The sequence below is a fragment of the Actinomadura rifamycini DSM 43936 genome (assembly GCF_000425065.1).
In the GTDB taxonomy this organism is placed as follows: Bacteria; Actinomycetota; Actinomycetes; order Streptosporangiales; family Streptosporangiaceae; genus Spirillospora; species Spirillospora rifamycini.
Genome location: NZ_AULB01000025.1, coordinates 92,267 through 118,504, shown reverse-complemented (window position 1 = coordinate 118,504; position 26,238 = coordinate 92,267). Strand labels below are relative to the sequence as shown.

Sequence of the window (26,238 nt, the reverse complement as noted above, 5' to 3'; positions counted from 1 at the left end):
CAATCTCAGGGGGAGTCAGAACTCGTGCGCGAGGCGCTCAAGGACGCCAATGTTTCACGTGAAACAACCGGGACCGCGCTGAAGTCGCGGCCGGTCCGCAGTGACAAGGAGTGGCCGCGGCCCGACCACTGCCGCGTCGTCACGATCGCGAACCAGAAGGGCGGCGTCGGCAAGACCACCAGTTCGGTGAACCTCGCCGCGTCCCTCGCCATCCACGGCGCGCAGGTACTCGTGGTCGACCTCGACCCGCAGGGCAACGCCTCGACGGCCCTCGGCATCGACCACCACGCCGACATCCCGTCGATCTACGACGTCCTGATCGAGGACACGGCCCTCGAGGACATCGTCGTCAAGGCGCCGGAGATCCCGAACCTGTACTGCGCCCCGGCGACCCTCAACCTCGCCGGCGCCGAGATCGAGCTCGTCTCCAAGGTCGCCCGCGAGTCCCGCCTGCGCCGCGCGCTCGAGTCGTACGACACCGACCGGTTCGACTACGTGCTGATCGACTGCCCGCCGTCGCTCGGCCTCCTCACCGTCAACGCGCTCGTGGGCGGCGACGAACTGCTCATCCCGATCCAGTGCGAGTACTACGCGCTGGAGGGCCTCGGGCAGCTGATCCGCACCGTCGACCTCGTCAAGGCGCACCTCAACCCGAAACTGAAGGTCTCGACGATCCTGCTCACCATGTACGACGCCCGCACCCGGCTCGCCGCCCAGGTGGCCGAGGACGTCCGCAACCACTTCGGCGACGTCGTCCTCAACACGGTGATCCCCCGCAGCGTCCGCGTCTCCGAGGCGCCCAGCTACGGGCAGTCCGTCATGACCTACGACCCCGGCTCCAGCGGCGCGCTCGCCTACAACGAGGCCGCCTCGGAGATGGCCCACTCGGGAGCCGCGAAGTGAGCCGCCCCCGTCCCGGTCTCGGGAAGGGCCTCGGCGCCCTCATCCCGACCGCCCCGCCGCCCGCCGAGGAACCGGCCGTCGAACCGGGCGCCCTCGACGGCGCGGCCCCGAGCGGCGCCGGCGCCGCCGCCCCGGTCGCCGGGGCCCACTTCGCCGAGCTCCGGGTCGACCAGATCGCCGTCAACCCGCGGCAGCCGCGCACCCACTTCGACGAGGACGCCCTGCAGGAACTCGCCGACTCCATCGGCATCGTCGGGCTCCTGCAGCCGATCGTCGTCCGCCGCAAGACGACGGAGGTCTACCACAAGGCCACCGGCGTCACCGAGAAGTTCGACTACGAACTCATCATGGGCGAGCGCCGCCTGCGCGCGACCCGCAAGGCCGGACTGGACGTCATCCCGGCGATCGTCCGCGACACGAGCGACGACGACCTCCTGCGCGACGCGCTCATGGAGAACCTCCACCGCCAGCAGCTCAACCCGCTGGAGGAGGCGGCCGCCTACAAGCAGCTCCTGGACGACTTCGGCGCCACCCACGAGGAACTCGCCGAGCGCATCGGCCGCTCGCGCCCGCACATCACCAACACGCTGCGGATCCTGAACCTCCCCGCGAAGGTCCAGAACCGCGTGGCCGCGGGCCTCCTGTCCGCCGGCCACGCGCGCCTCCTCCTCCGGCTCGACACCCCGGAGAAGCAGGAGCGCATGGCGGCCCGGGTCATCGCCGAGGGCATCTCCGTCCACAGCCTCGACGAGATGATCAAACTCCAGGAGATCGACGACGAGCCGACCCGGCAGCCCCGCCGCAAGGCGCCCGTCGCCCCCGGCCTCCAGGAACTGGCGGACCGCCTCTCCGACCGCTACGACACGCGCGTCCGCGTGGACATGGGCAAGAGCAAGGGCAAGATCGTCGTCGAGTTCGCCACCCTCGAGGACCTGGACCGCATCATCAAGTCGATGGCCCCCGACGAGAGCGACCCCCAGTTCCCCTGACCTGTTTCACGTGAAACATCGACGCCCGCAGGGGCCGCCGTCCAGGCGGCCCCTTTCTCGTCCGCCCGCGATGTTTCACGTGAAACACCGTCCCCCCTCCCCCCGCGAACCCCTCGTGCACGGGTTGCCGGGTGACCACGCGTGGGCCTGGGGGTGCGGCGTCCGTCCCGCAGGGTGGGTCGGCTGTCCGTTGAGGAGTGGTGGCCGTGTTGGGTGCGCCGGTGAAGGTGTGACCGGGAGTGGAGTTCGCGACGCCTTGAACGCGGCGACCGCGGTGGGGCGGTGCCGGGGGCCACGGTGTCCGTGGGCGCGACGCGGGCGCCGTGCGTGGGTTCCGTGACCGGGGCGGTTTGCTGGGCGCGTGTGGTTCGACTGAGGGCTTCTCTGTGGTCGGTCGCCCCTGGCGATCGGCGTACCCGGACGGGCGCGCGGGCGTGTTTCACGTGAAACCGCCGCCCCGCCTCACGTGGACGGACGTCCGCGCGGGGGCTCGGGGCGGCGATGTTTCACGTGAAACACGCGTCAGCGGACGCGGGCGAGGAGGAGGTCCTCGCAGAGCGAGCCGAGGTCGAGGTCGGCGGCGGAGACGGCGCGGGGGAGGAGGCTCGTCTCGGTCATGCCGGGGGCGACGTTGACTTCGAGGAAATGGACGTCGCCGCGGTCGTCGACGATGAGGTCGGTGCGGGAGAGGTCGCGGAGGCCGAGGGCCCGGTGGGCGGTGACGGCGGCGGCGGTCGCGCGTTCGGCGGCTTCGGGGGCGACACGGGCCGGGGTGACGAACTCGGTCTCGCCCGCGTCGTAGCGGGCGGTGTAGTCGTAGCGGCCGTTCGGGGCGACGATCTCGACGGGCGGGAGGGCCTCGGGGAGGCCGTCCCGCTCGATGACGCTGACGGCGACCTCGGTGCCGGAGACGTGGCGTTCGACGAGGGCGGCGTCGCCGTAGGCGAAGCAGCCGACCATCGCGGCGGAGAGGTGCGCCGCCTCCCGGACGACGGACGCGCCGAGCGCGGAGCCGCCGCGAGTCGGCTTGACGAACAGGGGGAGCCCGAGGCGGTGCACGATCCGGTCGAGGACGGACGCCGCGCCGAGGTCGTGGAAGACCTCCTTCGGCAGGGCGACCGAGTCGGGGGTGCGGAGTCCGGCGCGGCGGACGACGGCCTTCGCGGTGGGTTTGTCCCACGCGACGCGGCAGGCGTCGGGGCGCGCACCGACGTAGGGGACGTCGAGGAGTTCGAGGACGTCGCGGATGGAGCCGTCCTCGCCGGCGGCGCCGTGCAGGACGGGGAAGACGGCGTCGGGCGGGTGATCGGTCAGCGAGTCGAGGAGGGCGGCGTCGGCGTCGCGCAGTTCGACGGGGACGCCCCGGGACCGGAGGGCCTCCGCGACGCGGCGGCCGGAGCGGAGGGAGACCTCGCGCTCGTAGGAGAGCCCTCCGGCGAGGACGACGACGTGACCGAGTTCCACGGGAGCCCTTCTAGACGATGCCCGGCCCCGGGGTGTGGACACCGGTGCCGGTGGCGGCGGTTTCCCCGAAAGTGTCCCGCATCCTGAGCTCCTGTTCGATCACCCCGGCGAGGCGGCGGACGCCCTCGCGGATGCGGTCGGGTTCGGGGAAACAGTACGAGAGGCGCAGGTGCCGCTGCCCGGTGCCGTCCGCGTAGAAGCCGGTGCCGGGGACGTACGCGACGCGTTCGGCGATCGCGCGGGGGGACATCGCCTTCGAGTCGAGTCCCTCGGGGAGGGTGAGCCACACGAAGAAGCCGCCCTCGGGACGGGTCCAGGTGCAGCCGTCGGGCATCTGCTGGGCGAGCGCGTCGAGCATCGCGTCGCGGCGCTCGCGGTAGAGCTCGCGGAAGTCCTTGATCTGCTCGCGCCACGGCTGGGTCGCGAGGTACTCGCGGACGGCGAGTTGCGAGAAGTTCGACGGGCACAGGATCGCGGACTCGGCGGCGAGGACGAGCTTGGTGCGGACGGCGTGGGGTGCGAGGACCCAGCCGACGCGGAGGCCGGACGCGATCGTCTTGGAGAACGAGCCGAGGTAGATGACGCGGTCGTCGTCGGCGCGGAGGGCGCGGACGGGGTCGCCGTCGAAGCGGAGGAGCCCGTAGGGGTTGTCCTCGACGATGAGGACGTCGTGCTCGTTGCAGATCTCGAGGATCTGGGCGCGGCGCGCGGTGGTGAGGGTCACGCCGGCGGGGTTCTGGAACGTGGGGACGGTGTAGAGGAACTTGACGCGGCGGTTCTCGCGTTCGAGGCGGGCGAGGGTCTCGCGGAGCGCGGCGGGGTCGAGGCCGCCGTCGTCCATCGGGACGTGCACGACGTCGGCCTGGTAGGCGGCGAAGGTGCCGAGGGCGCCGACGTAGGACGGGGCTTCGGCGAGGACGACGTCGCCCGGGTCGATGAAGATCTTGGTGATGAGGTCGAGGGCCTGCTGGGCGCCGACGGTGACGACGACGTCGTCGGCGGAACCGCGCACGCCTTCGAGGGCCATGACTTCGCAGATGTGCTCGCGGAGCCGTTCGTCGCCCTGCGCGGAGCCGTACTGGAGGACGTCGGCGCCCTTGCCCGCGACGAGGTCGCCGATCATGCCGCCGACGGCGTCGAGGGGGAGCGCGGAGACGTAGGGGGCGCCGCCGGCGAGGGAGACGATCTCGGGACGGGCGACCATGGCGAACAGCGCGCGGATCTCGGAGGGGACCATGCCGGCGGCGCGGGCGGCGTAGCGGTCGGCGTAGCGGTCGGTATAGACGTCCGTGCGCGGATGCTGGTCCACGTGGTCCTCCCGTGGTGTGGCTGGCTTGCAGGCGAACTTACGGCATCGGCCGCGGGGTGCGGCGCCGAACCCCGCGGGAAGGTGGCGCGGCGCATGATCGCGGGTAGTTCCCTCTTCGATACGATGCCCGGGAACCCCTGAAGGTTGCCCGGGGTTCTCCGCGGAACGCAGGCTGGGGGGTGCCGTGTCGCGCCGTCTCGTCAACATCACGCTCGACAACCTGGATGATCTGCCGCTGCGCTGCCGGGGGTGCGTCTTCTGGGAACTGGATCCGGTGGCCCGGGAGCGGGCGCTGGAGAGCGGCGACGCCGGGCTGGAGAAGGAGGCGTGGGTCTCCTCGACGCTGCTGGAGTGGGGCAGCTGCGGCAAGATCGCTTACGTGGACGACGTCCCGGCGGGTTTCGTCCTGTTCGCGCCGCCGCTGTACGTGCCGCGGTCGGTGGCGTTCCCGACGAGCCCGGTGAGCGCGGACGCCGTCCTGCTGATGACGGCGCACATCCTGCCGGAGTTCGCGGGCGGCGGGCTCGGCCGGATGCTGGTGCAGGGCGTCGCGAAGGACCTGACGCGCCGGGCGGTGAAGGCGATCGAGGCGTTCGGCGATCTGAAGGGCGAGGACGGCGGCTGCATGGTCCCGGCCGACTACCTGTTGTCGGTGGGGTTCAAGACGGTCCGGCCGCACCACCGGTACCCGAGGCTGCGGCTGGAGCTGAAGTCGGCCCTGTCGTGGCGTGAGGACGTCGAGGTGGCGCTGGAACGGCTCCTCGGCTCCATGGGCCCGGAAGGCGTGCTTCGTCCGGTTTAACGGCTTCTGAGGGCCTCGCCGAGGAGCGGGGGCTTCGTGCCGGCGAGGAGCCCGGTCCGGACGGCCGCGTCGAGCGCGGCGCGCGTCCGTGCGGCGTCGGCGCCGACGTCCGGGTCGAGGACGCCGAGCATCGCGGTGACGTCGGCGGGGCGGAGGGTGTTCTCGCGGGCCTTGGCGAGGACGTCCGCGACGGCGCGGCGACCGTTCGTGTCGTCGGCCAGTTCGCCGATCGTCGCGTCGTCGTCGGTGAGGACGCCCGCGGGCGCGTCGACGCCGCCGGGCCCGTGCCAGGCGCCGCCGGTGTACCAGCAGACGTATCCGGCGCCGTCGCGGAGGCCGTCCCAGTCGAGCCGTTCGGGGAGCCCGTCGAGCGCGGGCGCGCCCTCGCCGTCGTCCTCGCCGTCACTCTCGCCGCCGCTGAGGACGGCTTCGCCGTCCGGGGCCAGCGTGACCCTGCACCAGCCGTCCGGTCCGGCGGCGCGGACGCCGTCGTCGTCGACGGTCGTCCCGCCGGGGACGACGTCGGCGGCGGCACCGACGGCCAGCACCGACGCGCGCGTCCACAGGAGTTTCGGGTCGTCCAGGTCTTCGGGCAGGGGCACGGTGGGATACCTCCACGGGCCGCGGAAACGAATCGGTCGCCGACCCTACCGCCGGAGCGGTGGGATCGGCGACCGGACCGTCGCCCTGCGGACGTTCAGGACTTGGCGCCGAGGAACTCCGCCAGGTCGCGGACGAGCGATGCCTTGGGCTTGGCGCCCATGATCTGCTTGACGACCTCGCCGCCCTGGTAGACGTTCATCGTCGGGATCTGCATGACGCCGTACTCCGCCGGCACCTTCGGGTTCTCGTCGACGTTCATCTTGACGATCTCGATGCTGTCGCCGTGCTCGGCGGCGATCTCCTCGAGGATGGGCGCGACCATCTTGCACGGGCCGCACCACTCGGCCCAGAAGTCGACGAGGACGGGCTTGTCGCTCTGCAGGACCTCGGTCTCGAAGTCGGCGTCGGTCACGGCTTTCATGGTGTCTCCTTCGTGGTCGCGGGGCGGGCCGGACGGACGGTCGTCCGGCCCGGGTTCGTGCGGGCGGGCCGACGTCGGGCGGATCAGGACTGCTGGGCGGCCTCGGCGTCGCGGTCCTGCAGCCAGCGCTCGGCGTCGATGGCGGCGGAGCAGCCGCTGCCGGCGGCGGTGACGGCCTGGCGGTAGATGTGGTCGACGACGTCGCCGCACGCGAACACGCCGGGAACCTTCGTCTTGGTTGTGGGCGCGTCGACGAGCAGGTAGCCGTCGGGGTCGGTCTCGAGCTGCCCGGCGAACAGTTCGCTGCGCGGGTCGTGCCCGATCGCGATGAACAGGCCGGTGATGTCGAGGCGGTCCTCTTCGCCGGTCTTGACGTTGCGCAGGGTCACGCCCTGCACGCGGTCGTCGCCGTGGATCGCGGTGACCTCGCTGTCCCACCGGAACTTGATCTTGTCGTTGGCGAACGCCCGGTCCTGCATGATCTTGGACGCGCGGAGCTCGTCCCGGCGGTGGACGACGGTGACGGTGCGGGCGAACTTGGTCAGGAAGATCGCCTCCTCCATCGCGGTGTCGCCGCCGCCGACGACGGCGATGTCCTGCTCGCGGAAGAAGAAGCCGTCGCAGGTGGCGCACCAGGAGACGCCGCGGCCGGAGAGCCGCTGCTCGTCGGGCAGGCCCAGCTCGCGGTAACCGGAGCCGGTCGCGACGATGACGGCGCGCGCGCGGTACACGTCGTCGCCGACCTTGACGATCTTCGGGTCGGCGTTGAGGTCGACCTCGGTGACGTCGTCGGCGATGAGCTCGGCACCGAACCGCTCGGCCTGCTTGCGCAGGTTGTCCATCAGGTCCGGCCCCATGATCCCGTCCGGGAACCCGGGGAAGTTCTCCACGTCGGTGGTGTTCATCAGCGCGCCGCCGGCGGTGACCGACCCCTCGAAGACGAGCGGCTTCAGGTCGCCGCGGGCCGCGTAGACGGCGGCCGTGTAGCCCGCGGGGCCGGAGCCGATGATGATGACGTTACGGACGTCGCTCACTGTTCTTTGCCTCTCCTCGTTCGCGCTCGGTGCCGCACTGACCCGGCCCGCCAGTCGCGTCAACCGATCCTAGGCCGTGGTGATTCCCGCAGGCGGCGTCCCCCACCGGCCGTAGGCTGTGGCCCATGGCACGCATTCTCCTCTTCCACTCCATCTACGGTCTCCGACCGGCGGTGCACGGCGCGGCGGACCGCCTGCGCGCCGCCGGGCACGAGGTCCATGTCCCCGACCTGTACGGCGGGCGTGTCGCCGCGACGATGGACGAGGGACGGGAGATCAACGAGGAGATCGGGCGGGACGAGCTGCTGCGGCGGGCGGTCGCGGCGGCGGCGCCGCTGACGGAGCCGGGCGGGCTCGTCTACGCGGGGTTCTCGCTGGGCGCGGCCATCGCGCAGACCGTCGCGCTCGCCGACGGGAAGGCGGGCGGGCTGCTGCTCATGCACGGCACGTCCGACCTGCCGGACGACGCGTCCACCGACATCCCGGTGCAGCTCCACGTCGCCGACCCGGACACGTTCGAGCCCGTCGACTGGCTGAACGCCTGGTACCTGCGGATGCGCAAGGCGGGCGCCGACGTGGAGATCTTCCGCTACCCCGGCGCCGGGCACCTGTTCACCGATCCCGACCTGCCCGACCATGACGCGGAGGCCGCCGAACGGGCGTGGACGATCGCGCTCGACTTCGTCGCGTCGCTCTGACCGGACGGAACTCCGACCCGACGGAACTCCGACCGGACGGACGAAAGCCCCCGGGTGTCGCCACCCGGGGGCTTTCGTCCGTCCGTGGGAAGGCGGGTCAGCCGCCGACCCGCTTGAGGAGGTGCTGGTTCCGGGCAGAACATTCCGGGCCGACGACCCAGATGTTCCACCCCCCTGTCCCTTCACCGCGCAGCGCTATCACGGTGGCCTGCCGGCCCTCGTACTCGGCCTGGTCGACCAGGTCGGGCGCACGTCCCCCGGTGACGCCCTGGACGCAGTCGGCCAGCCGGCCGCCGGGCGGCGCGGCCGGGAGCTTCCCGGCGCGGCCGGCGAGGCCGTCGACCTGCGCGGTCAGCGTGCCCGCGCGGTAGCCGGTGCCGCTGTGCACGACGGAGAACGCGGATCCACCCATGATCTGCGAGCCCGGCGACGAACCCTGCCCGGGCGGCGGGGCACCCGACGCGCCCTCCTCGCCGGACGCGTCCGCCGGGTCGTGGGCGGGCGTGGACGCCTGGCCGTGGTCGCCGTTCATCTCGTCCAGGGTGATGCCGCCGACCAACCCGGCGCCACCGAGCACGACGACCGTCGCGGCCGCCGCCGACAGGATCCGCCAATGCCGCCTACCGCGCCGCTGCTCCAGGCTCACCACGGTGGCGTTGTTCAGCGACTCCTCCGCAAGGGCGGTGTCGATGCGCTCAGCCAGCTCGGCGGGCATGGAGGGGACGGGTGCCTCCGCCAGGATCCGGGAGACGTCCGCGAGGTCGGCGGATCGGTCCCGGCAGTCGGCGCAGGTTTCCAGGTGCGCGTTGACGGAGGCGGCTTGATCGTCTTCGAGCAGTCCCTCGGCCAGGTCGGCGAGGACCTCGTAGTCCACATGTGCGGGGTTCACTTGGGCATGCCACCTCCTTCCACACCTCCGACGTTTTTCGGGTCCCGGCGGTTCCGGTGGTGGCGAAGGAGCGGCGCGAGCCGGGCCCGCCCGCGGGCGCACCGGCTCTTGATCGTTCCAGGTGGGACGTCGAGGACGCGCGCCGCGTCATCGACCGAATACCCCATCATGTCGACGAGGACGAGCGCGGCCCGCTGCTCGAACGGCAGCTGGAGCAGCGCGGTGCGGACGTCCAGGGAGACGCCGTGCGCGTCGGTCGGGTCGGGCATCTTCGGCGCGACGGCGTCGAAGGTGGCGTCGTCCCCCATCGGGGTGGCGGGCCGGACGGACTTGCGGCGGATCCGGTCGAGGCACGCGTTCACCACGATGCGGTGCAGCCAGGTGGTGACGGCGGCGTCGCCGCGGAACCGCCCGGCGGCGCGGAACGCCGACAGGCAGGCGTCCTGCAGGGCGTCGGCGGCCTCCTCCGGGTCGCCGACGGTGCGCAGCGCGACCGCCCACATCCGGTCCCGGTGCCGCTGCACGAGGACGGAGAAGGCGTGCGGGTCCCCTTGCGCGTGCCGGGCCAGCAGCTCCTTGTCGGGAACCTCGTCGACGGGGCGCATGCTCACCGACGCCATGAGCGACCGCCTTCTCGTCCGCGACCGGCCGCGCCTGCTGGGGAAGACACCACGGAATCCTGGGGGGAGGGGGACAATCTGCTCAGAGGCACGATACAGACAACGGCGACTTCCCGTCACAGGTCAGAGACTTCGCCCATCCGGAGATCACCAACGGCCGGGGGGCGGCGTCCGGGATCAATTGCCGTAGACGGTGACCTCGCCGAGGCGCCCCTTCAGCGTCCCGGGGAGTTCGGTGAACCACGCGAGGACGTACTGGCCGGTGGCCGCCGGGTTCGCGGTGAACGTCAGCTCGCCCTTGTTGCAGGGCTGCTGCCCGATGGGCTTCATCGCCTCGGGGGACGCGCTGTCGCCGACCTTGACCTGGAGGGTTCCGCCGGAGACGGGGCAGGCGACCTTGACGCTCGCGACGTTGACGGGCTTGCCCATGTCGAGCGTGACGCCCAGGCCCTCGGTGAGCCTGCCGAAACCGGTGTCGGCGTAGGTCTGGGTCTCCCACCCGCCGGACGGGCTGCCGTCGATCAGCGTTTCCTTGTTCTTGCGGATCGTGGCGTCCGGGTGGTTGCCGATCGGCTTCTCGGCCGCCTCGATGCCCTGCGGACGCAGCGCGCTGGGGGACGGCGCGGCGCTGTTCGTCTGCTGCGCCGGGTCGGTGACGCCGCCGTTCGGATCGCCGTTCGTGTCGTCGCCGCTGCTGGTCAGCGCCCAGGCGCCGACGCCGACGATGACGGTGAGGGCGGCCGCGGCGATGCCCATCAGCGCGCGGTTGGCGGGCTTGCGGGCGGCGGGGTCGCCGGGCGCGCGGTGGCCGGACGGCGTGTGCCGCGCGGGCCGCGTCGGCTGCGCGGCGTCGTGCCGGGCGGCGCGCTGCGGGATCTGCGCGGTCGCGTCCGGGGACGGGGGGCGCCGCGGCGGCGGGGGCGCCGCGCGGTGCCCGTGGTCGGCGCGGTTCGGCTGGTGGGTGTGGTGCGGGCGGTGCGGCGGCGGGGCCGGCTTCGCGGCGGGCCGGCGCGGCGGCGGCTGGGTGGAGCCGAGCCCGGCGAACAGCGGCAGCGGGGTGCGCGGGACGCCGCGCAGCGCCTTCGTCAGCTCCGCGGGCGTGGCGATCGGCTCGCCGCCGGGTGCGCCCTGCTCGATGCCGAGGCAGCGGCACACGATCGCGTCGACCGCGTGCGAGATCCCCGCCTGGACCTGCCGCGGCGGATGCGGGACGCCGTCCGTCGCGGGCGCGGCGGGCAGCACGGTGGACGCGCCGGGCGCGTCGGGGCCGCCGGGCCAGTGCGCGGTGAGCGCCGCGTACAGCAGCCGGCCGAGCCCGCGGACGTCCTCGGCGGCCGGGTCGGCGCTGGTGCGGTCGCGCAGGACGGCGTCGGTGGCGATGCCGAGCAGCTTCACGGTGCCGCCGGTCGTCCAGACGAGGTCGCCGGGCGCGAGGCACAGGTGCGACAGGCCGGCGGCGTGCGCGGCGGCCATCGCCTCGGACGCCTCGTACAGCAGGGTCGCGGCGCGGCCGGGCTCCAGCGGCGCCTTGGCGAGCATGCCCTCCAGCGTCTCCCCGACGACCCACTCGCTGACCACGTAGGCGCTCTCGCCGCTGTCGTCGGCGTCGAACACCTGGGTGAGGCGGGGGTCGGTGAGCCGGCTGGCGGACCGGGCGGACGTGACGACCTCGGCGATCCGGGGGAACTCGGGGTCGAAGGTGCGGACCGCGACGGCCCGCGCGAGGATCTCGTCGACGGCCTTCCACAGGGTGGAGCCGCCAGAGTCCTTGATGCGCTTCTCAAGCCGGTAGCGACCGGCGAGACGATTACCGGGCTCGATCATCGACGTGCTCAAGGCAACGTCCTGCGCAGGTGGTCAGATCCCATGTCCGTGGCGTGGCAGCTTACGCCTCCGACCCTCCTCTTTGCGTTCCCCAGGGTGTCGCCCCGCAAGCCGTAGTCCCCCACATGGTAGTGGCTAACCGCCCGGGCGGCCGCCTTATCGGCGCGCGTCCCGTGTACTTTGCCGCGCTTTACCGCCGTCCGGTAGTCACCGGACGGTCAGCGTCCCGGGATACGCCGGGCGAACGTGGAGACCATCGTCTGCACCTCCTCGACCCGCAGCAGCTTCGCGGCCACCAGGTAGAGCGCCCCGCCGCCGGCGGACCCCACGACCAGCGTGAGCAGCGCCGCGGGCATCGAGTCGACGCCGATCAGGGCGTCCACGGCGAGGTGCGTCGCGTACGCGAACCCGGCGAGCGGGACGACGGCCGCGAGCAGCTTCAGGTGCCCGCCGACGATGCGCCGCCCGTCCATCCCGCCGAGCATGCGGCGCAGCACCAGCCAGGACGTCACCGCGCCGGCGGCGTTCGCGATGCCGAGGCCCGCGGCGATGCCGACGACGACCCACGTGACGTCCAGGACGGCGTAGGCGGTGACGGCGAGCGCGATGTTGCAGCCGACGGTGACGAACCCGATCAGGGCGGGCGTCCGCGTGTCGCCGTGCGCGTAGAACACCCGCAGCATCAGCTGGTAGGTGGAGAACGGCACGAGCGCGATCGCGAACATCTGCATGATCCGCGCGATGACGAGCGCGTCGTCGGACGTGGCGTTGCCGTGCGCGAACAGCACCGTCGTGATCTCCGGGCCGAGCACCAGCATCAGCGCCGCCGCCGGCATGATGATCACCGAGGAGAGGCGCAGGCCGCCGGAGAACGCGGCGCGCAGGTCCGCGACCTTGCCCTCCGCGGCGAACCGGCTCATCCGCGGCAGCAGCGCCGTGATCACCGACACGCCGACGATCGCGTACGGGAGCTGGAACAGCTGGTAGGCGTTGAAGTACGGCGTGTACCCGTAGCCCTCGCCGAGGCCCGCCTCCACGGCGTTGTTCCCGGCCATGTTCGTGAGCCGCGTGATGACGACGAGCGCGCTCTGCGTCAGCGCGACGTACAGCAGCGTCCAGCCCGCCATCCGCGCGACCTCGCCGATCTCCCCCTTCTGGAAGTCCAGCCGGGGGCGCCAGCGGAAGCCGACCTTGCGCAGCGACGGCCACAGCGCCAGCGTCTGCAGGACGATGCCGCCGGTGGTGCCGGCCGACAGCAGGAGCAGCATCTCGTCGGAGATCGAGCCCGGGTCGACCGGCCCGGCGGTGATCGCCAGGAACGCGCCGCCGACCGCGATGACGACCAGGTTGTTCAGGACGGGCGCCCACATCGGCGCCCCGAAGCTGCCGCGCGAGTTCAGGATCGCGCCCGCGAACGCCCCGATGCCGTAGAAGAAGATCTGCGGCAGGAAGAACCGCGCGAACAGGATCGCGACGTCGCGCTGGTCGCCGGTGAAGCTGCTGCCGAGGATGTCGATGAACACCGGCGCGAACAGCACCGACACCAGCGTCAGGGCGCCCAGCCCGAGCACCGCGAGCGTGAACACGCGCTGCTCGTACCGCTCCCCGTACGTCCGGTCGCGCTCCTTGGCGCGCACCAGCAGCGGGACGACGATGCTCGTCAGGATGCCGCCGAGCAGCAGGTCGTAGATCTGGTTCGGGATCGTGTTGGCGGTGTTGTAGGCGTTCGCCAGCAGTCCCGTGCCGAGCGCCGCGACGATGACGGCCGTCCGCAGGAACCCGGTCACCCGGGACGCGAGCGTGCCCACCGCCATGATCGCGCCGGACTTCAGGATCCCGCCGGACGAGCCGCCCGACGAGCCGCCGCCGTCCGCGGCGCCCCCGCCGTCCGGGGGGACGACCGGGATGCCGTCGACCATGGTCTCCGCCGGGGCGGTCCCGCCGGGGGCGGGCATGTCGACGGCCGTCTCGTCCGCCACGGCGGGCGGCGGGACGCCCGGCGCGCGGGGGGCGCCCTGCGGGGCCGGACGTCCGAACGCGTCGTGGCCGGGAGCCCCGCCCTGCCCCGGGTGCCCCGGGTGCCCCGGGTGTCCGGGTCCCGGACGTCCGGGCATGCCCTGTCCGCCGCCCTGTCCGCGGCCCTGCTCGCCGGGGCTGCCCTGCCCGTATCCGGGGGCGGGCTGCGGGACGCCGAACTGCGCCGTGTGCGAGCGGCCCTGGCCGGGCGGGTGCTGCGCGCCCTGCCCCGGGTGCCCGTGGGCGGGAGGGCCGCCCGCGGGCCCGCGTCCGAACTGCGCGGTGTCCGAGCGCCCCTGCCCGGGACGTCCCCCGGCGGGGCCCGGCGGCGGCTGCGGCGGCCGGGGCGCCTGCGGCCGGTCCCACTGGCCCTGCCCCTGCCCTTGCCCGCCGGCGGGGCCGTGCTGGGCGCGGCGCGGGTCGGTCTGGCTCGGACGGCCGTCGGCGGGGCCGTGGCCGTACTGCGGCGCGCGTCCGGGCGGCGGCGGACCGCCGGGGCCGGCCTGCGGTGCCTGCGGCCGGTCCCACTGACCCTGGCCGGGCGCTCCCCCACCGGGAGGCGCCTGGGCGGCGCCGTGCCCCGGGTGCGGTGCCTGCGGGCCGCCCTGCGGCCGGTCCCACTGACCCTGCCCCTGCGGGGCGCCGCCGGGCCGGGCCTGCGGCTGCTGCGGCTGCGGCCGGTTCCACTGGTCCTGCCCGGGCGGTCCGGACGGCGCCGGCCCGGGACGGCCCTGCCCTGCGGGCGGACGTCCGTGGCGGGGCGTGTACGGGTCAGCGGGCGGTGTCGCCTGCCCCGGGGTCGGCGCGGGTGGCGCCTGACCGGGATATCCCCGGGTCGGGTCCGCCGGGTCCTGCGGGCGCCCCTGCGCCGGGCTCGGCCCCCGCCCCGTCGGCGTCCCAGGGGGCGGCCCCTGAGAGCTCGGGGTCGGGTAGGCCGGGTCCGGCGAACCCGGGGCCGGGGACTCCCCCCGGTCCTCCGGTCGCTCCTGGTCCCATTCCCGTCGACCCGTCACCGGCTGCCTCCGCTTTCCGGCGGCGCCTTGCTCTGATGGCCCGCACTCCGACGCCCACGAAGAGTACGGCAAGTCCGCCGCCGGTGATGAGCAGTGCGATCTGCCCGTATCCGGTGGCGTGCACGATCACGGTCTCGCCCTCCCCGAACGGGCGGCCGGTACTCGGGTTCACCATCTGCAGGTCCATCCGGAAGATGCCGTTGCCGCGCGCCTCCGCCGGCACCCACCGGGTGACCCGCTCCCCCGGCTGCAGCTCGATGATCTGCGCCTCGGGTTCGAGCGCGCCGAGCTGGAGCTTGGCGGTGCTCTGCGAGGCGATGACGAGCCGGACCCGGACCGCCTGGCCGGGCAGCGTGTTCTCGATCGACACCGGCAGCGTCCCGGTGCTGCCGGTCATGTTGATCCGCTTGCTCTCGGGGGTGAGGAACTGCACACGGCCCATGTCGCGGTCGAGCCGGTCCGCCAGGGCGACACGGGCCGCCTTGGCGTCCTCGGAGTCGGCCCGCCACGCCGACGACACGATCCGCAGCATGGCCTTCTCGTAGGAGAGCCGGTACGGCTCGATCATCACCGAGTGGAACGACTCGGCGCGGCGGCCGATCGTCCACACCCGCTTGAGGTAGCTCTCGCCGAGTTCGTACCGCTCGTAGTGGTCCGGGTAGTTGTTCCAGGTGCGGGGCTGCGGGGCGGTGTCCTCGATGTCGCTGAGCGGGGTCTCCGTCAGCCAGTCGGCGTTCTTGGTGTACTCCAGGAGCCGCTGGGCGAGGCCGGGGACCGGGTCCCAGCGCCGGTCGGGCGCGACGACGACGGTCCGCTGCAGGGCCGGCGCCTCCGCGGCGATCATCGCGGTCTCGGCGAGGAACCGCTGCTCGGTGAGCAGGGACGACCCGATCGTGTCGCCGCTGTCGCTGACGATGTCGCTGAGCTTCTCGTCGTAGAGCAGGGTCGGCTTGGCGCCGTGGCCGGTCTCGAAGGTGGTGGCCGCGTTCGGGGAGCCCTGCGCCGGGGCCTGGAAGTGCCGGCTGCTGAGCAGGAACGCGCCGCCGTCGCCGAGGACGTTCTTCGCCAGCCAGTCGGCCGTGTCGTGCCCGACCGAGCCGCCCGTCGGCCACGCGATGCGCGCGTCCGGGGCGCGGCCGAGGACCTCGGTGGCGATCTGGAGGTTCTGCGGCGCGAACGCGGCCCGCACCTGCTGCGGCATCTTGTGCCGGACGAGCGCGACCAGGTCGGGGTCGGCGTAGGGCAGCGTGAAGTACGGGTCGTCCTTGGCGGTCGCGGCGAGCGCCTTCAGCCACGCGTCGGCCTCCCGGCTCTGCGGCTTGCGCTGCCCCTTGTCCGCTCCCGGCGGCTGCACCGTGTACTCGCCGGACGCCATGGTCTTGACGTCGTCGAGGAGCGCGGGGTCGACGGCCCACGTGATCGGCGTGTCGGTCGCCTCGGCGGCGTTGACGAGCTGCGACAGCCGGCCTTCGGGGGCGAGGCCCTCGCGGAGCCCGTCGTCGAGGAACGTCGCGTCGTTCGTGCGGTGCTGCTCGTCGGCCAGCGGCCACACCCAGCCGAGCGCGACGGGCTTGAAGTTCGTGTCGTCCGGCATGTAGGTGATGAACGTGGTGAGGCCCCCGACGGGGGCCCCGGCCGCGTTCAGCACCTCGACGCCCACCGGGTAGACGCCGGGCGTCCCGGTGGGCGGGAGCCGCAGCGCCTCGGCGGTGGTCTCGAGCTCCCAGGCGTACTTCACGCCGGGTTCGGCGGCGGACCGCAGCCGCTGGGCCGGCCCGTAGTAGGGGAGCCGGTACGCGGGGGTCTCGCTGTACTCCTCCAGCGCGCTGCGGCTGATGATCGGCCGGTTGCCGAACCGCAGCCGCACGCTGACGCCGTCGAGGGCGGCGTCCGTCCGGTTGCGGACGAGGCCCTTGAGCTTGACCTTCGAGTTGCCGCGGACGGTCTTGGGGCCGATCTCCGTGAGGGCGATGCCGACCTGCGCGCGCGCGGACATGGGCGTTTCGGGCTGCAGCGGCCCCGCGGCCGTGCCCGTGCGGACGGTCGCCGCGCCGGGGGCCGCCGCGGACGTTCCGGCCAGCGCGGGGTTCGCCGCCCACAGGAGGCAGGGCAGCAGGGCGGCCGCCGCGGCCGCGCGTCTGATCGTTCGCACGCCGTATCCGCTCCAGGGCCGTCCGCTCAAGGGCCGTCCGCCATCGGGGACGCCGCGGGGCGGCGGGCATCGATTTCCCGCACCACGGCCCCGATGTTAGTCCGCGCGCCGGGGGCGTCAGACCTCCTTCCCGCGCGAGTGCCGAAATCCCGTCGATACCGGGCCGGAAGCCGCGCGGGCGTCCGTCAGGCGACGGGGTGGCGCGGGCCGGGCGCGTTGGGCTCGCCCTGCTGCCCGATGTGCCGGAGGGATCCGGCGGGGACCTCCTGCCGGACGTGCTCCGCGCGCAGCCCGGCGCCGAACAGGTCGGCCGGTTCGGCGCCGCACAGCTCGTACAGGGACCGGGCCCGGATGCCGAGCGCCGTGGACGCCTCCCCGGTCGGCGTGTAGACGACGTCGTCGGGCGGCAGCGCGTCGACCAGCCGGCGGTCGATCAGCAGCCGCATCGTGTCGGGCAGCAGCAGCGGGCAGACGAGGTCGGCGGCGTACTCGGTGGCCGCGTTGATGACGTCCGGACGGGCGGGACGCGCGTGCCGCGCGCCGACGGCGCGCCGGACGGCCTCGGCGGGCGGCCGGTCCCCGGCGGGGACGATCGCCCCGGTGAGGAAGCGGCCGGTGCCGCGGTGCCCGTCGCAGCTCAGGACGCGCGTCGCGAGGCAGCGGCCCGCGGGCAGGCCGAGGGCCCGCGGCAGTTCGTCGGCACCGCCGATCGCGATGGGCAGCCGTACGATCTCGTGCACGGTCTCCCATGCGAGCAGCGCGCGGTGGATGGCGAGAGCGTCCAACATGTTCGGCTCCATCCCGCGGGGCGGACCCCGCCTCACCCGAAACCGGTCACCCGGTGTCCCCATGCTTCGCACTGTGTGCCGAAAATCGGGGCATACCCGACGCGTCGGACTTCATCCGCGCGGCGCGGCACGCCGGACCCGTTCGATGCGCCGCCCTCACGCGCGCTGCCGCACCTGCGGCGGACCGGGGGCCTGCGGTGTCCCGCTACCGTTGTCGTGCGGGAGGCTCACCGGCGGTCGCGTCGGCGTCATCGGGGCATGTCCAGAACGTAACCCGGGGATCGCGCCATGTGAAGGGCCCGCGTCCTTCTTCCTCCGGCCGCGTCCCGCAAGGGCTCCCGCGCGCGTCCCCGTGGACCGCCGAAAGTCCTTTGTCAGCCCGTCAACCAAGGAAATACGCTCGATGGCCGTGCCCAATCAGGTGCCCAACCCAGACGCGAGCCCGGAGTCCCGGTTGCCGAACGACGACGCGAACGCCGCACCCGGGACGTCCGGCCGGAACGGGACGCCGGACGCGTCACCGGAAGCTTCGCCGGCGCAGCGCACCGCGATCGCCGAGCTGCTGCGCCGGATCGCCCCCGTCGCCGACGAGCTCGGCGAGCGCTTCGCGGCCGCCGGACACGAGCTGGCCCTCGTCGGCGGGCCCGTCCGGGACGCGCTGCTGCGCCGCCCCACCAAGGACGTCGACCTCACCACCGACGCGCCGCCGCCGCGCATCCTGGAGATCATCGACGGCTGGGCGGACGCCGTCTGGACGATCGGCATCGAGTTCGGCACCGTCGGGCTCCGCAAGAACGGCGTCGAGCTCGAAATCACGACGTACCGCAGCGAGTCCTACGACCCGAAGTCCCGCAAGCCCGAGGTGTCCTACGGCACGTCCCTGCACGAGGACCTGCGGCGCCGCGACTTCGCCGTGAACGCGATGGCGGCGCGACTGCCCGGGCACGAGTTCGTCGACCCGTTCGGCGGCCTCACCGACCTGCGGCGCGAGGTGATGCGCACGCCGGGCCGGCCCGAGGACTCCTTCAACGACGACCCGCTGCGGATGCTGCGCGCCGCCCGGTTCGCCTCGCAGCTCGGCTTCACCGTCGCGCCCGACGTCGTCCGCGCGATGACCGACATGGCCGGGCGGATCGAGATCGTCTCCGCCGAGCGGGTCCGCGACGAGCTGTCGAAGCTGGTCTGCGGCCGGCACCCGCGGGAGGGCCTGGCGCTGCTCGTCGACACCGGCCTCGCCGCGCACGTCCTGCCCGAACTGCCGAAGCTGCGCCTGGAGATCGACGAGCACCACCGGCACAAGGACGTCTACGAGCACTCGCTGATCGTCCTGGAGCAGGCCATCGCCCAGGAGGAGGACGGGCCCGACCTCGTGCTCCGGCTCGCCGCGCTGCTGCACGACATCGGCAAGCCGAAGACCCGCCGGTTCGAGTCCGGCGGCCGCGTGTCGTTCCACCACCACGAGGTCGTCGGCGCGAAGATGACCCGCAAGCGGCTGACCGCGCTGCGCTACCCGAAGGACGTCATCGCCGACGTGTCCCGCCTCGTCGAGCTGCACCTGCGGTTCCACGGGTACGGCACCGGCGAGTGGACCGACTCGGCCGTCCGCCGGTACGTCCGCGACGCGGGGCCCCTGCTGTCCCGGCTGCACAAGCTCACCCGCGCCGACTGCACCACCCGCAACCGGCGCAAGGCCGACCGCCTCCGCCGCACCTACGACGACCTCGAAGCGCGCATCGCGCGGCTCGAGCAGGAGGAGGAGCTCGCCGCGATCCGCCCGGAACTCGACGGCAACGAGATCCAGGAGCTCCTCGGCATCACGCCCGGCCCGCTCGTCGGCCGCGCCTACAGGTTCCTCCTCGACCTGCGGCTCGACCGCGGCGTCATCGGCAAGGAGGCCGCGGCGGACGAACTGCTCCGCTGGGCCCGCGCGGAAGGCGTCGTCCAGGACGGCGCCGCGCCCGCCGACGGGACGGAGGACGCGTGATCTCCCTGCAGCTCGGGCGGATGAGCCCGCACGAGGCCCAGCGGATCGTCGACTTCGACCGCGAGCACATCTGGCACCCGTACGCGCCGATGCCCGCGTCCGTCCCGGCCCTGCCCGTCGTGTCCGCGTCCGGGGTGCGGCTGACCCTCGCCGACGGCACCGAGCTGATCGACGGCATGTCGTCGTGGTGGGCGGCCGTGCACGGGTACCGGCACCCCGACCTGGACGCCGCCGTCACCCGGCAGCTCGGCAAGATGGCGCACGTCATGTTCGGCGGGCTCACCCACCCGCCCGCCGTCAAGCTCGCCGAACGGCTCGTCGAGCTCACCCCCGAACCGCTGACCAAGGTGTTCTTCGCCGACTCCGGCTCCGTCGGCGTCGAGGTCGCGATCAAGATGGCGCTGCAGTACTGGCGGTCGCAGGACCGGCCCGAACGGCACCGCCTGCTGACCGTCCGCGGCGGCTACCACGGTGACACGTTCGGCGACATGGCCGTCTGCGACCCCGTCAACGGCATGCACCACCTGTTCGGTGACGTCCTCGCCCGGCACGTGTTCGCGCCGCCGCCCCCGCTCGGCTACACCGCCGAACCCGACCAGGGCTACCTGGACGAACTCGCCCGGCTCGCCCGCGAGCACGCCGGCGAACTCGCGGGCATCATCGTCGAACCCGTCGTGCAGGGCGCGGGCGGCATGCGCTTCTACGCGCCCGAGTACCTGCGCGCCCTCCGCGACATCGCCGACGAGCACGGCATCCTGCTCATCCTGGACGAGATCGCCACCGGTTTCGGCCGCACCGGCGAACTGTGGGGCTGCGACCACGCCGAGATCGCCCCCGACATCATGTGCCTCGGCAAGGCCCTCACCGGCGGCTACATGACGATGGCCGCGACCCTCTGCACCGACCGCGTCGCGCACGGCATCACGTCCGGCACGGCGGGCGCCCTCATGCACGGGCCCACCTTCATGGCGAACCCCCTCGCCGCCGCCGTCGCGTCCGCGTCCATCGACCTGCTCCAGGCGCGCGACTGGCGCGACGAGGTCGACACCATCGAGGCGATCCTCACCAGCGAACTCGACGGCGCCGGCGAACTCCCGGGCGTCGCGGACGTCCGCGTCCTCGGCGCCATCGGCGTCGTCGAAGCCGACGACCCCGTCGATGCCGCGACCGTCCAGGAGATCGCGATGTCGTACGGGGTGTGGCTCCGCCCGTTCGGCCGGCTCGTCTACACGATGCCCCCGTACGTGTGCACACCGGACGAGACGACGCACATCGCCGCCGCCCTCCGCGCCATCGCCGAATCCTTCGGCGAGGACTAGCCGACCGCGGCCCGCTCGGGCGCGCGCGCCGCCGTCGCCCGGTACACCACCGTCCCGGCCCCGTACGCGACGATCACCAGCGCGAGCGCGAGCGGCGCCCGCCCGTCCGCGGGCAGCAGCGTCGCCGCGACCGCCGCCGCCAGCGCGAACACGGCGTTGAACAGCATGTCGTAGACCGCGAACACCCGGCCCCGGAACCGGTCGTCGACCGTCTCCTGCAGCGTCGCGTCCACGCACAGCTTCACGCCCTGCGACACCACCCCGAGGACGAACGCGCCCGCCGTCCACGCCCGCTCGTCGAACGGCAGGCACAGCACGAACAGCCCCACCGCGCCCGCGGCGAGCAGCCCGGACGTCCACGCGTCCTTCCCGATCCGCCGCACCGCCGGCGGGGTGAGCACCGCCCCGACGAAGAACCCGGCGCCGGACGCGCCCAGCACGAGCGTGAACAGCGCCATGCCCGCGTCCGCGTCGTCGGTGAAGTGGTACCGGCACAGCAGCAGCGTCATGATCAGCACCACGCCGTACAGGAACCGGTGGAACGAGATCGCGCCGAGCGCGAGCGCCGCCTGCGGGCGCCGCGCGAGGTGCCGCGCGCCGTCCCCCAGCCCGTCCAGGACGCCCCCGACCGCCTGCCGCGCCGACGACCGCTCCACGGCCGGCGGCCCCAGCCGCCCGCGCGGGAACCCCGTCGCGACCGCCCCGGCCAGCACGTACAGCCCCGCGGACGCCGCCAGGATCGCCGCCGTCCCGGTGTGGCCCGCTCCGAACGCCCACCGCAGCAGGGCGCCCACCCCGCCGCCGACGAACGCGACCACCGTCCCGGACGTCACCGAGAACGCGTTCGCGAGCACCAGCTCCCGGCGCCGCACCACGTGCGGCAGCCCCGCCGACAGCGCCGCGAGGAAGAACCGGTTCACGCCCAGCACCAGCAGCGCCCCGAGGAAGAACCCGGCGCCGTCCCGCCCGGTCGCGACCAGCGCCGCCACCAGCAGGACGAGCGCCGCGCGCAGCACCGGCGCCCACACCAGGATCTGCCGCCGCCGCCACCGGTCGATGAACACGCCCGCGAACGGGCCCAGCACCGAGTACGGCAGCAGCGTCACCGCGAACGCCGCCGCGGCCTCCCCGGCCGTGGCGCGCTGCTCGGGGGAGAAGAACACGAAACCGGCGAGCGCCACCTGGAACACGCCGTCGGTGAACTGCGAGGCCAGCCGCGTCGCGTAGAGGCGCCGAAAGTCCCGTCCCCGGAGAATCCCCCGCAACTCACCAGCCTTCACCCACCCACCCTACGCTCTCCCTTTACCGGCGGCCGACCGTCCGCCGAGGTGGGAGAAGGCGCACGGCCTCCGGGCGCAGGGCGCCCTCCGCCCGCGCGTGGCCAACCCCCGGGGGCGCGTGGGTTGGTGGGCGGGTCGCGCGTGTGTGGGTGTGCCGTCTGGTCGCGCGGGGTGGCCGCCCGGGGCGTGTGGGTGGCCGCCGGAAGGTCAGTCGTCGGTGGCGAGCCAGATGTGGGTGTAGTCGTAGCCGGCGGCGGTGGGGAGGAAGCGGGCGTTGCGGACGCGGGACGAGCGGAAGATCGTGTGGTCGCGGTTCAGCAGGGGGACGATCGCGGCGTCCTGCATGATCAGGACGTCGGCCTGCCGCCAGCACTCGGCGGTCTCCTCCGGGCCGGACGCCGTGAGCGCGGCGTCGATCAGCTCGTTCACGCGCGGGTTGTTGTAGCCGCCGTAGTTCGTCGAGCCGTTGCCGTAGGCGCGGCCGTCGAAGAGCGGCTGGATGATCGAGCGGCCGTTGTTGCCGTACCAGTCGGGCGTCCAGCCGGGCGCCGCGATGTCCCACTGGCCCTCGCGGGCGCGGGCGGGCGTGGTGATCGTCCCGCCGTAGAAGGAGCCGCCGGTGTCGGGCGCCAGCTCGGCCGTGACGCCGCAGGACGCGAGGTTCTCGGCGATCGCCTCCGCGAACAGCTTGTGCAGGCTGTTCGTCCGGTAGGGGAACTTCAGCGTGAGGTCCGGGTGCCCGGCCTGGGCGAGGAGGGCGCGGCACTTGGCCGGGTCGCCCGAGTCGTTCCGCGTCGGGTAGTGGTTCACGGCGGCGTGGCCCGAGTTGCCCGCCGGGATCACCGTGTGCAGCGGTTCCGCGACGGCCGGGCCGCCGACGAGCTTGACGAGCGCGCTGCGGTCGATCGCGTACTGGAGCGCCCGCCGGACGTCCCGCTTGCCCAGCGCGCCGGCGTTGTTCGGGCTCAGCAGGTTGAACACCAGGTAGGGGCTGGCGCTCGGCGTCTTCATGATCGCGAAGCGGGGGTCGTCGCGCAGCCGGGGGACCGCGGAGGTCGGCACCGGCTGGTCCCAGGCGAGGTCGGAGGTGCCCTGCTCGAGCTGCTGCTGCACGGCCTCCGGCGAGTCCTGGCCGAGGGTGATCCGGATGCGGTCGACGTGCCGGGAGCGCAGCGGGTCGCTGTGCGGCCGCCACGCCGGGTTGTGGGTGAGGATGTACGAGATCCCCGGCCGGTACTCGGCGATCTGGTACGGCCCGTTCGAGATCGTGTGGTGCCGGAAGTCGGGGCCGTCCGGGACGAACCGGTCGTACTCGTGCGGGGCGGCGGCGGTGAACGGCAGCGCGAGGAGGTGCAGGAAGTCGCTCGCCGGCTCCTCCAGTTCGAAGACGATCGTGCGGTCGTCCTCGGCGCGGACGCCCTCGATGCCGTGGTCGCGCTGGTAGGCGGCCATCGCGGCGGGGTCGCGCGGGTCGACCTTGAGGAAACCGTCGCAGAACGCCCGCATCCCGACGAGCGTGGACACGTAGTAGCCCCGGCCGATCGACGGCGCCGCCGGGTTGCACAGCCGCTCGAACCCGCGGACGAAGTCGTGCGCCGTCACGGGGCGCGGCGGCTCGGTGTTCCACAGGACGTCCTCGCGCAGCCGCACCGTGTACTTCTCGCGGTCCTTGCTGACGCCGCCGTTGTCGCACGTCGGGATCCGCACCGCGACGTCCGGCTGCACCGGCACCGTCTCCGCGAACTCGTTGGACGCGCGGGTGCCGAACAGCGTCCGCGCGAACGTCCGGACGAGCCCGTACGCGCCGACGCTCGCCACGGACGCGGGGTCGAGGTGCTCGACGTCCGACGAGCCCACGATGCGGAGCACGCCGCCGTCCCGGACCGGTTCGTCGGCCGACGCGCCCCCGCCGTCCCCGCCGATGCAGCCGGTCAGCCCGGCCGCGAGCACGGCGAACCCCGCCGCCGCCTTGACCACCGCACGTGCCATCACGCCTCACCTCGAACCCGGAACCGGAGCGTGCAATCACCGGCGGTGTCACAGTAGGGCCAGAGAGTGACGTGAGGACGACACATCACGGTTTTCTCTATAGAAGTCAAGGACGCCCCGGCGGTGCCATGGGCACTGCCGGGGCGTCCTCACGCCTTGCGCGGGCGGGCGTCGGCCCGCCGGGGTCAGCGGTCGAGCTCGCCCGCGATGAACTGCTCGACGGCGTCGCGCGCCTCGTCGTCGGTGTACTGCACCGGCGGCGACTTCATGAAGTAGGAGCTCGCCGACAGGATCGGGCCGCCGATGCCGCGGTCCTTGGCGATCTTGGCGGCGCGCACCGCGTCGATGATGACGCCGGCGGAGTTGGGGGAGTCCCACACCTCGAGCTTGTACTCCAGGTTCAGCGGGGTGTCGCCGAACGACTTGCCCTCGAGCCGGACGTACGCCCACTTGCGGTCGTCCAGCCACGGCACGTGGTCGGACGGGCCGATGTGCACGTCGGCCTTCGCCATCTCGTGGGGGATCTGCGAGGTGACCGACTGCGTCTTGGAGATCTTCTTCGACTGGAGGCGCTTGCGCTCCAGCATGTTCATGAAGTCCATGTTGCCGCCGAAGTTGAGCTGGTAGGTGCGCAGCAGCTCGACCCCGCGGTCCTCGAACAGCTTGGCCATCACGCGGTGCGTGATCGTCGCGCCGACCTGGGACTTGATGTCGTCGCCCACGATCGGGACGCCGGCCTTGGTGAACTTCTCGGCCCACTCGGGGTCGCTGGCGATGAACACCGGCAGCGCGTTGACGAACCCGACGTTCGCGTCGATCGCGCACTGGGCGTAGAAGCGGTCGGCCTCCTCGGAGCCCACCGGCAGGTAGGACACGAGCACGTCGACCTCGGCGTCCTTGAGCGCCTGGACGACGTCGACCGGCTGCGCGTCCGACTCCTCCACCATGTCGAGGTAGTACTCGCCCAGGCCGTCCAGGGTGTGGCCGCGCTGCACGATCACGCCGCTCGGGGGGACGTCCGCGAACTTGTACGTGTTGTTCTCGCTCGCGTGGATGGCCTCGGACAGGTCCATCCCGACCTTCTTGGCGTCCACGTCGAACGCCGCCACGAACTCGACGTCACCGACGTGGTACTCGCCGAACTGGACGTGCATGAGGCCGGGAACCCGCGTCTCGGGGGCCGCGTCCTTGTAGAACTCGACACCCTGGACGAGCGAAGAGGCGCAGTTGCCCACACCCACGATGGCTACGCGCACCGAACCCATCCGGTTGCTCCTTCTCCTGTTGCGGAACATGTGGTGTTCTTCACCCGACCTCGAAGGCGACGGGCCCGCTGGGTCAGCGGCCCTTCTCCCGAGGCATGTCCTGATCAATTTCTGAAGACTTGGCTAGTTTTTCCTGCTCGGCCCGCTCGCGGCCGATGAGCTCGTTGAGCCACCGGACCTCGCGCTCGACGGACTCCAACCCGTGGTTCTGCAACTCGAGGGTGTAGGAGTCGACCCGTTCCCGGGTCCGTGCCAGCGCGGCGCGGAACCCCTCCAGGCGCTCCTCGAGCCGGCTGCGCCGGCCTTCGAGGATCCGCAGCCGGACGTCGGCGCGGGTGTGCGAGAAGAAGGCGAAGTGCACGCCGAACCCCTCGTCCTCCCAGGACGCCGGACCGGCCTCGGTCAGGAGCTGCTGGAGGCGCTCCTTCCCGTCGGCGGTGAGCTTGTAGACGATCTTCGACCGGCGGCTCTGCAGGGCGAGCGGCACGTTGGGCTCCTCCGGCCGGTCCTCCATGATCAGTCCCCTGGCGAGGAGCTGCTTGAGGCACGGATAGAGGGACCCGTACGAGAACGCCCGGAACATGCCCAGCAGGGCGTTGAGCCGCTTGCGCAGCTCGTACCCGTGCATCGGGGACTCGTGCAGCAGCCCGAGCACGGCGAGCTCCAGCACGCCCGCGCCCTTCCTGGCCGCCATCCCGGTTCCCTCCGCAGAGCCCGATGTCTCAGGTCGATGTATCGAGTGAATGTATCGGCTCGATACATTCGCAAAGATACGTACCGGGGCGCGTCATCGCAAGCCGCCCTGAACGAGAGCCGGACCACCCTCCGTCCGGTTTCTCGCGCGCGCATACGCGCGCGTTCTACGGTCGTTTTATT

21 protein-coding genes are annotated in these 26,238 nt (G+C 72.9%); 6 read left to right on the top strand and 15 right to left on the bottom strand.

What is annotated here, in order from left to right; translation table 11 throughout:
• The first annotated feature begins 24 nt into the window (after positions 1-24).
• Both H505_RS0123935 and H505_RS0123930 read left to right on the top strand, forming a co-directional pair.
• Positions 25-903, top strand: coding sequence for a ParA family protein (locus H505_RS0123935; RefSeq protein WP_026403997.1), 879 nt, complete (start codon positions 25-27; stop codon positions 901-903).
• On the top strand, positions 900-1,892 hold the full coding sequence (locus tag H505_RS0123930) for a ParB/RepB/Spo0J family partition protein (RefSeq protein WP_026403996.1): 993 nt from the start codon (positions 900-902) through the stop codon (positions 1,890-1,892). The genes H505_RS0123935 and H505_RS0123930 overlap by 4 nt, the downstream gene beginning before the upstream one ends.
• 522 nt (positions 1,893-2,414) lie before the next feature.
• On the opposite strand, the gene H505_RS0123925 is transcribed toward H505_RS0123930, so the two are convergent.
• Positions 2,415-3,356: a D-alanine--D-alanine ligase family protein gene (locus H505_RS0123925; RefSeq protein WP_026403995.1), complete on the bottom strand. Its 942-nt coding sequence runs from the start codon at positions 3,354-3,356 to the stop codon at positions 2,415-2,417.
• Between the two features lie 10 nt (positions 3,357-3,366).
• Positions 3,367-4,593 (bottom strand): aminotransferase-like domain-containing protein, encoded by a 1,227-nt coding sequence (locus H505_RS0123920; protein ID WP_084550719.1) that lies wholly within the window; start codon positions 4,591-4,593, stop codon positions 3,367-3,369.
• 256 nt (positions 4,594-4,849) lie between these two features.
• Here H505_RS0123920 and H505_RS0123915 point away from each other — a divergent pair, with 256 nt between their 5' ends.
• Positions 4,850-5,467: a hypothetical protein gene (locus H505_RS0123915; protein ID WP_026403993.1), complete on the top strand. Its 618-nt coding sequence runs from the start codon at positions 4,850-4,852 to the stop codon at positions 5,465-5,467.
• On the opposite strand, the gene H505_RS0123910 is transcribed toward H505_RS0123915, so the two are convergent.
• The 3 genes from H505_RS0123910 to trxB all read right to left on the bottom strand — a co-directional run bounded on the left by H505_RS0123910 (position 5,464) and on the right by trxB (position 7,525).
• Positions 5,464-6,069, bottom strand: coding sequence for a hypothetical protein (locus H505_RS0123910; RefSeq protein ID WP_026403992.1), 606 nt, complete (start codon positions 6,067-6,069; stop codon positions 5,464-5,466). The two genes, H505_RS0123915 and H505_RS0123910, sit on opposite strands and share 4 nt — an antisense overlap.
• A gap of 95 nt (positions 6,070-6,164) precedes the next feature.
• On the bottom strand, positions 6,165-6,491 hold the full coding sequence (gene trxA, locus H505_RS0123905) for a thioredoxin (RefSeq protein ID WP_026403991.1): 327 nt from the start codon (positions 6,489-6,491) through the stop codon (positions 6,165-6,167).
• 83 nt (positions 6,492-6,574) lie between these two features.
• A complete protein-coding gene (gene trxB / locus H505_RS0123900) occupies positions 6,575-7,525 on the bottom strand; it encodes a thioredoxin-disulfide reductase (protein ID WP_026403990.1) in 951 nt (316 codons plus the stop codon).
• A 125-nt stretch (positions 7,526-7,650) separates the two neighbouring features.
• Between trxB and H505_RS0123895 the strand changes: the two genes are divergently transcribed.
• Positions 7,651-8,223: a dienelactone hydrolase family protein gene (locus H505_RS0123895; RefSeq protein ID WP_026403989.1), complete on the top strand. Its 573-nt coding sequence runs from the start codon at positions 7,651-7,653 to the stop codon at positions 8,221-8,223.
• Positions 8,224-8,320: 97 nt separating this feature from the next.
• Here the strand turns inward: H505_RS0123895 and H505_RS0123890 are convergent, their stop codons facing one another.
• The 6 genes from H505_RS0123890 to H505_RS44005 all read right to left on the bottom strand — a co-directional run bounded on the left by H505_RS0123890 (position 8,321) and on the right by H505_RS44005 (position 17,525).
• A complete protein-coding gene (locus H505_RS0123890) occupies positions 8,321-9,112 on the bottom strand; it encodes an anti-sigma factor family protein (protein WP_125618939.1) in 792 nt (263 codons plus the stop codon).
• Positions 9,109-9,732, bottom strand: a complete 624-nt coding sequence (sigM, locus tag H505_RS0123885; RefSeq protein ID WP_026403987.1) for an RNA polymerase sigma factor SigM — start codon at positions 9,730-9,732, stop codon at positions 9,109-9,111. The genes H505_RS0123890 and sigM overlap by 4 nt, the downstream gene beginning before the upstream one ends.
• A gap of 177 nt (positions 9,733-9,909) precedes the next feature.
• A complete protein-coding gene (locus tag H505_RS0123880; protein ID WP_026403986.1) occupies positions 9,910-11,568 on the bottom strand; it encodes a protein kinase family protein in 1,659 nt (552 codons plus the stop codon).
• Positions 11,569-11,774: 206 nt separating this feature from the next.
• Positions 11,775-13,670, bottom strand: coding sequence for a murein biosynthesis integral membrane protein MurJ (gene murJ / locus H505_RS44015; RefSeq protein ID WP_245592617.1), 1,896 nt, complete (start codon positions 13,668-13,670; stop codon positions 11,775-11,777).
• Between the two features lie 673 nt (positions 13,671-14,343).
• Positions 14,344-16,737 carry a DUF6049 family protein gene (locus H505_RS44010; protein ID WP_051301092.1) on the bottom strand — a complete coding sequence of 798 codons (2,394 nt, stop codon included), beginning with the start codon at positions 16,735-16,737 and terminating at the stop codon, positions 14,344-14,346.
• A 185-nt stretch (positions 16,738-16,922) separates the two neighbouring features.
• A complete protein-coding gene (locus H505_RS44005; RefSeq protein ID WP_064743692.1) occupies positions 16,923-17,525 on the bottom strand; it encodes an aminoacyl-tRNA deacylase in 603 nt (200 codons plus the stop codon).
• A 403-nt stretch (positions 17,526-17,928) separates the two neighbouring features.
• On the opposite strand from H505_RS44005, the gene H505_RS44000 reads away from it, so the two are divergent.
• Positions 17,929-19,509 (top strand): CCA tRNA nucleotidyltransferase, encoded by a 1,581-nt coding sequence (locus H505_RS44000; protein ID WP_157433105.1) that lies wholly within the window; start codon positions 17,929-17,931, stop codon positions 19,507-19,509.
• Entirely contained in the window at positions 19,506-20,828 is a 1,323-nt protein-coding gene (locus H505_RS0123850) for an adenosylmethionine--8-amino-7-oxononanoate transaminase (RefSeq protein WP_026403985.1), read from the top strand. The genes H505_RS44000 and H505_RS0123850 overlap by 4 nt, the downstream gene beginning before the upstream one ends.
• Here the strand turns inward: H505_RS0123850 and H505_RS0123845 are convergent.
• From H505_RS0123845 to H505_RS0123830, 4 genes are all read right to left on the bottom strand, one after another.
• Positions 20,825-22,108, bottom strand: a complete 1,284-nt coding sequence (locus tag H505_RS0123845) for an MFS transporter (RefSeq protein ID WP_026403984.1) — start codon at positions 22,106-22,108, stop codon at positions 20,825-20,827. The two genes, H505_RS0123850 and H505_RS0123845, sit on opposite strands and share 4 nt — an antisense overlap.
• Positions 22,109-22,315: 207 nt before the next feature.
• A complete protein-coding gene (locus H505_RS0123840) occupies positions 22,316-24,097 on the bottom strand; it encodes an ABC transporter substrate-binding protein (protein ID WP_051301091.1) in 1,782 nt (593 codons plus the stop codon).
• Between the two features lie 185 nt (positions 24,098-24,282).
• Positions 24,283-25,362 carry an inositol-3-phosphate synthase gene (locus H505_RS0123835; protein ID WP_026403982.1) on the bottom strand — a complete coding sequence of 360 codons (1,080 nt, stop codon included), beginning with the start codon at positions 25,360-25,362 and terminating at the stop codon, positions 24,283-24,285.
• A gap of 73 nt (positions 25,363-25,435) precedes the next feature.
• Entirely contained in the window at positions 25,436-26,056 is a 621-nt protein-coding gene (locus H505_RS0123830; protein ID WP_026403981.1) for a PadR family transcriptional regulator, read from the bottom strand.
• Between the last annotated feature and the right edge of the window lie 182 nt (positions 26,057-26,238).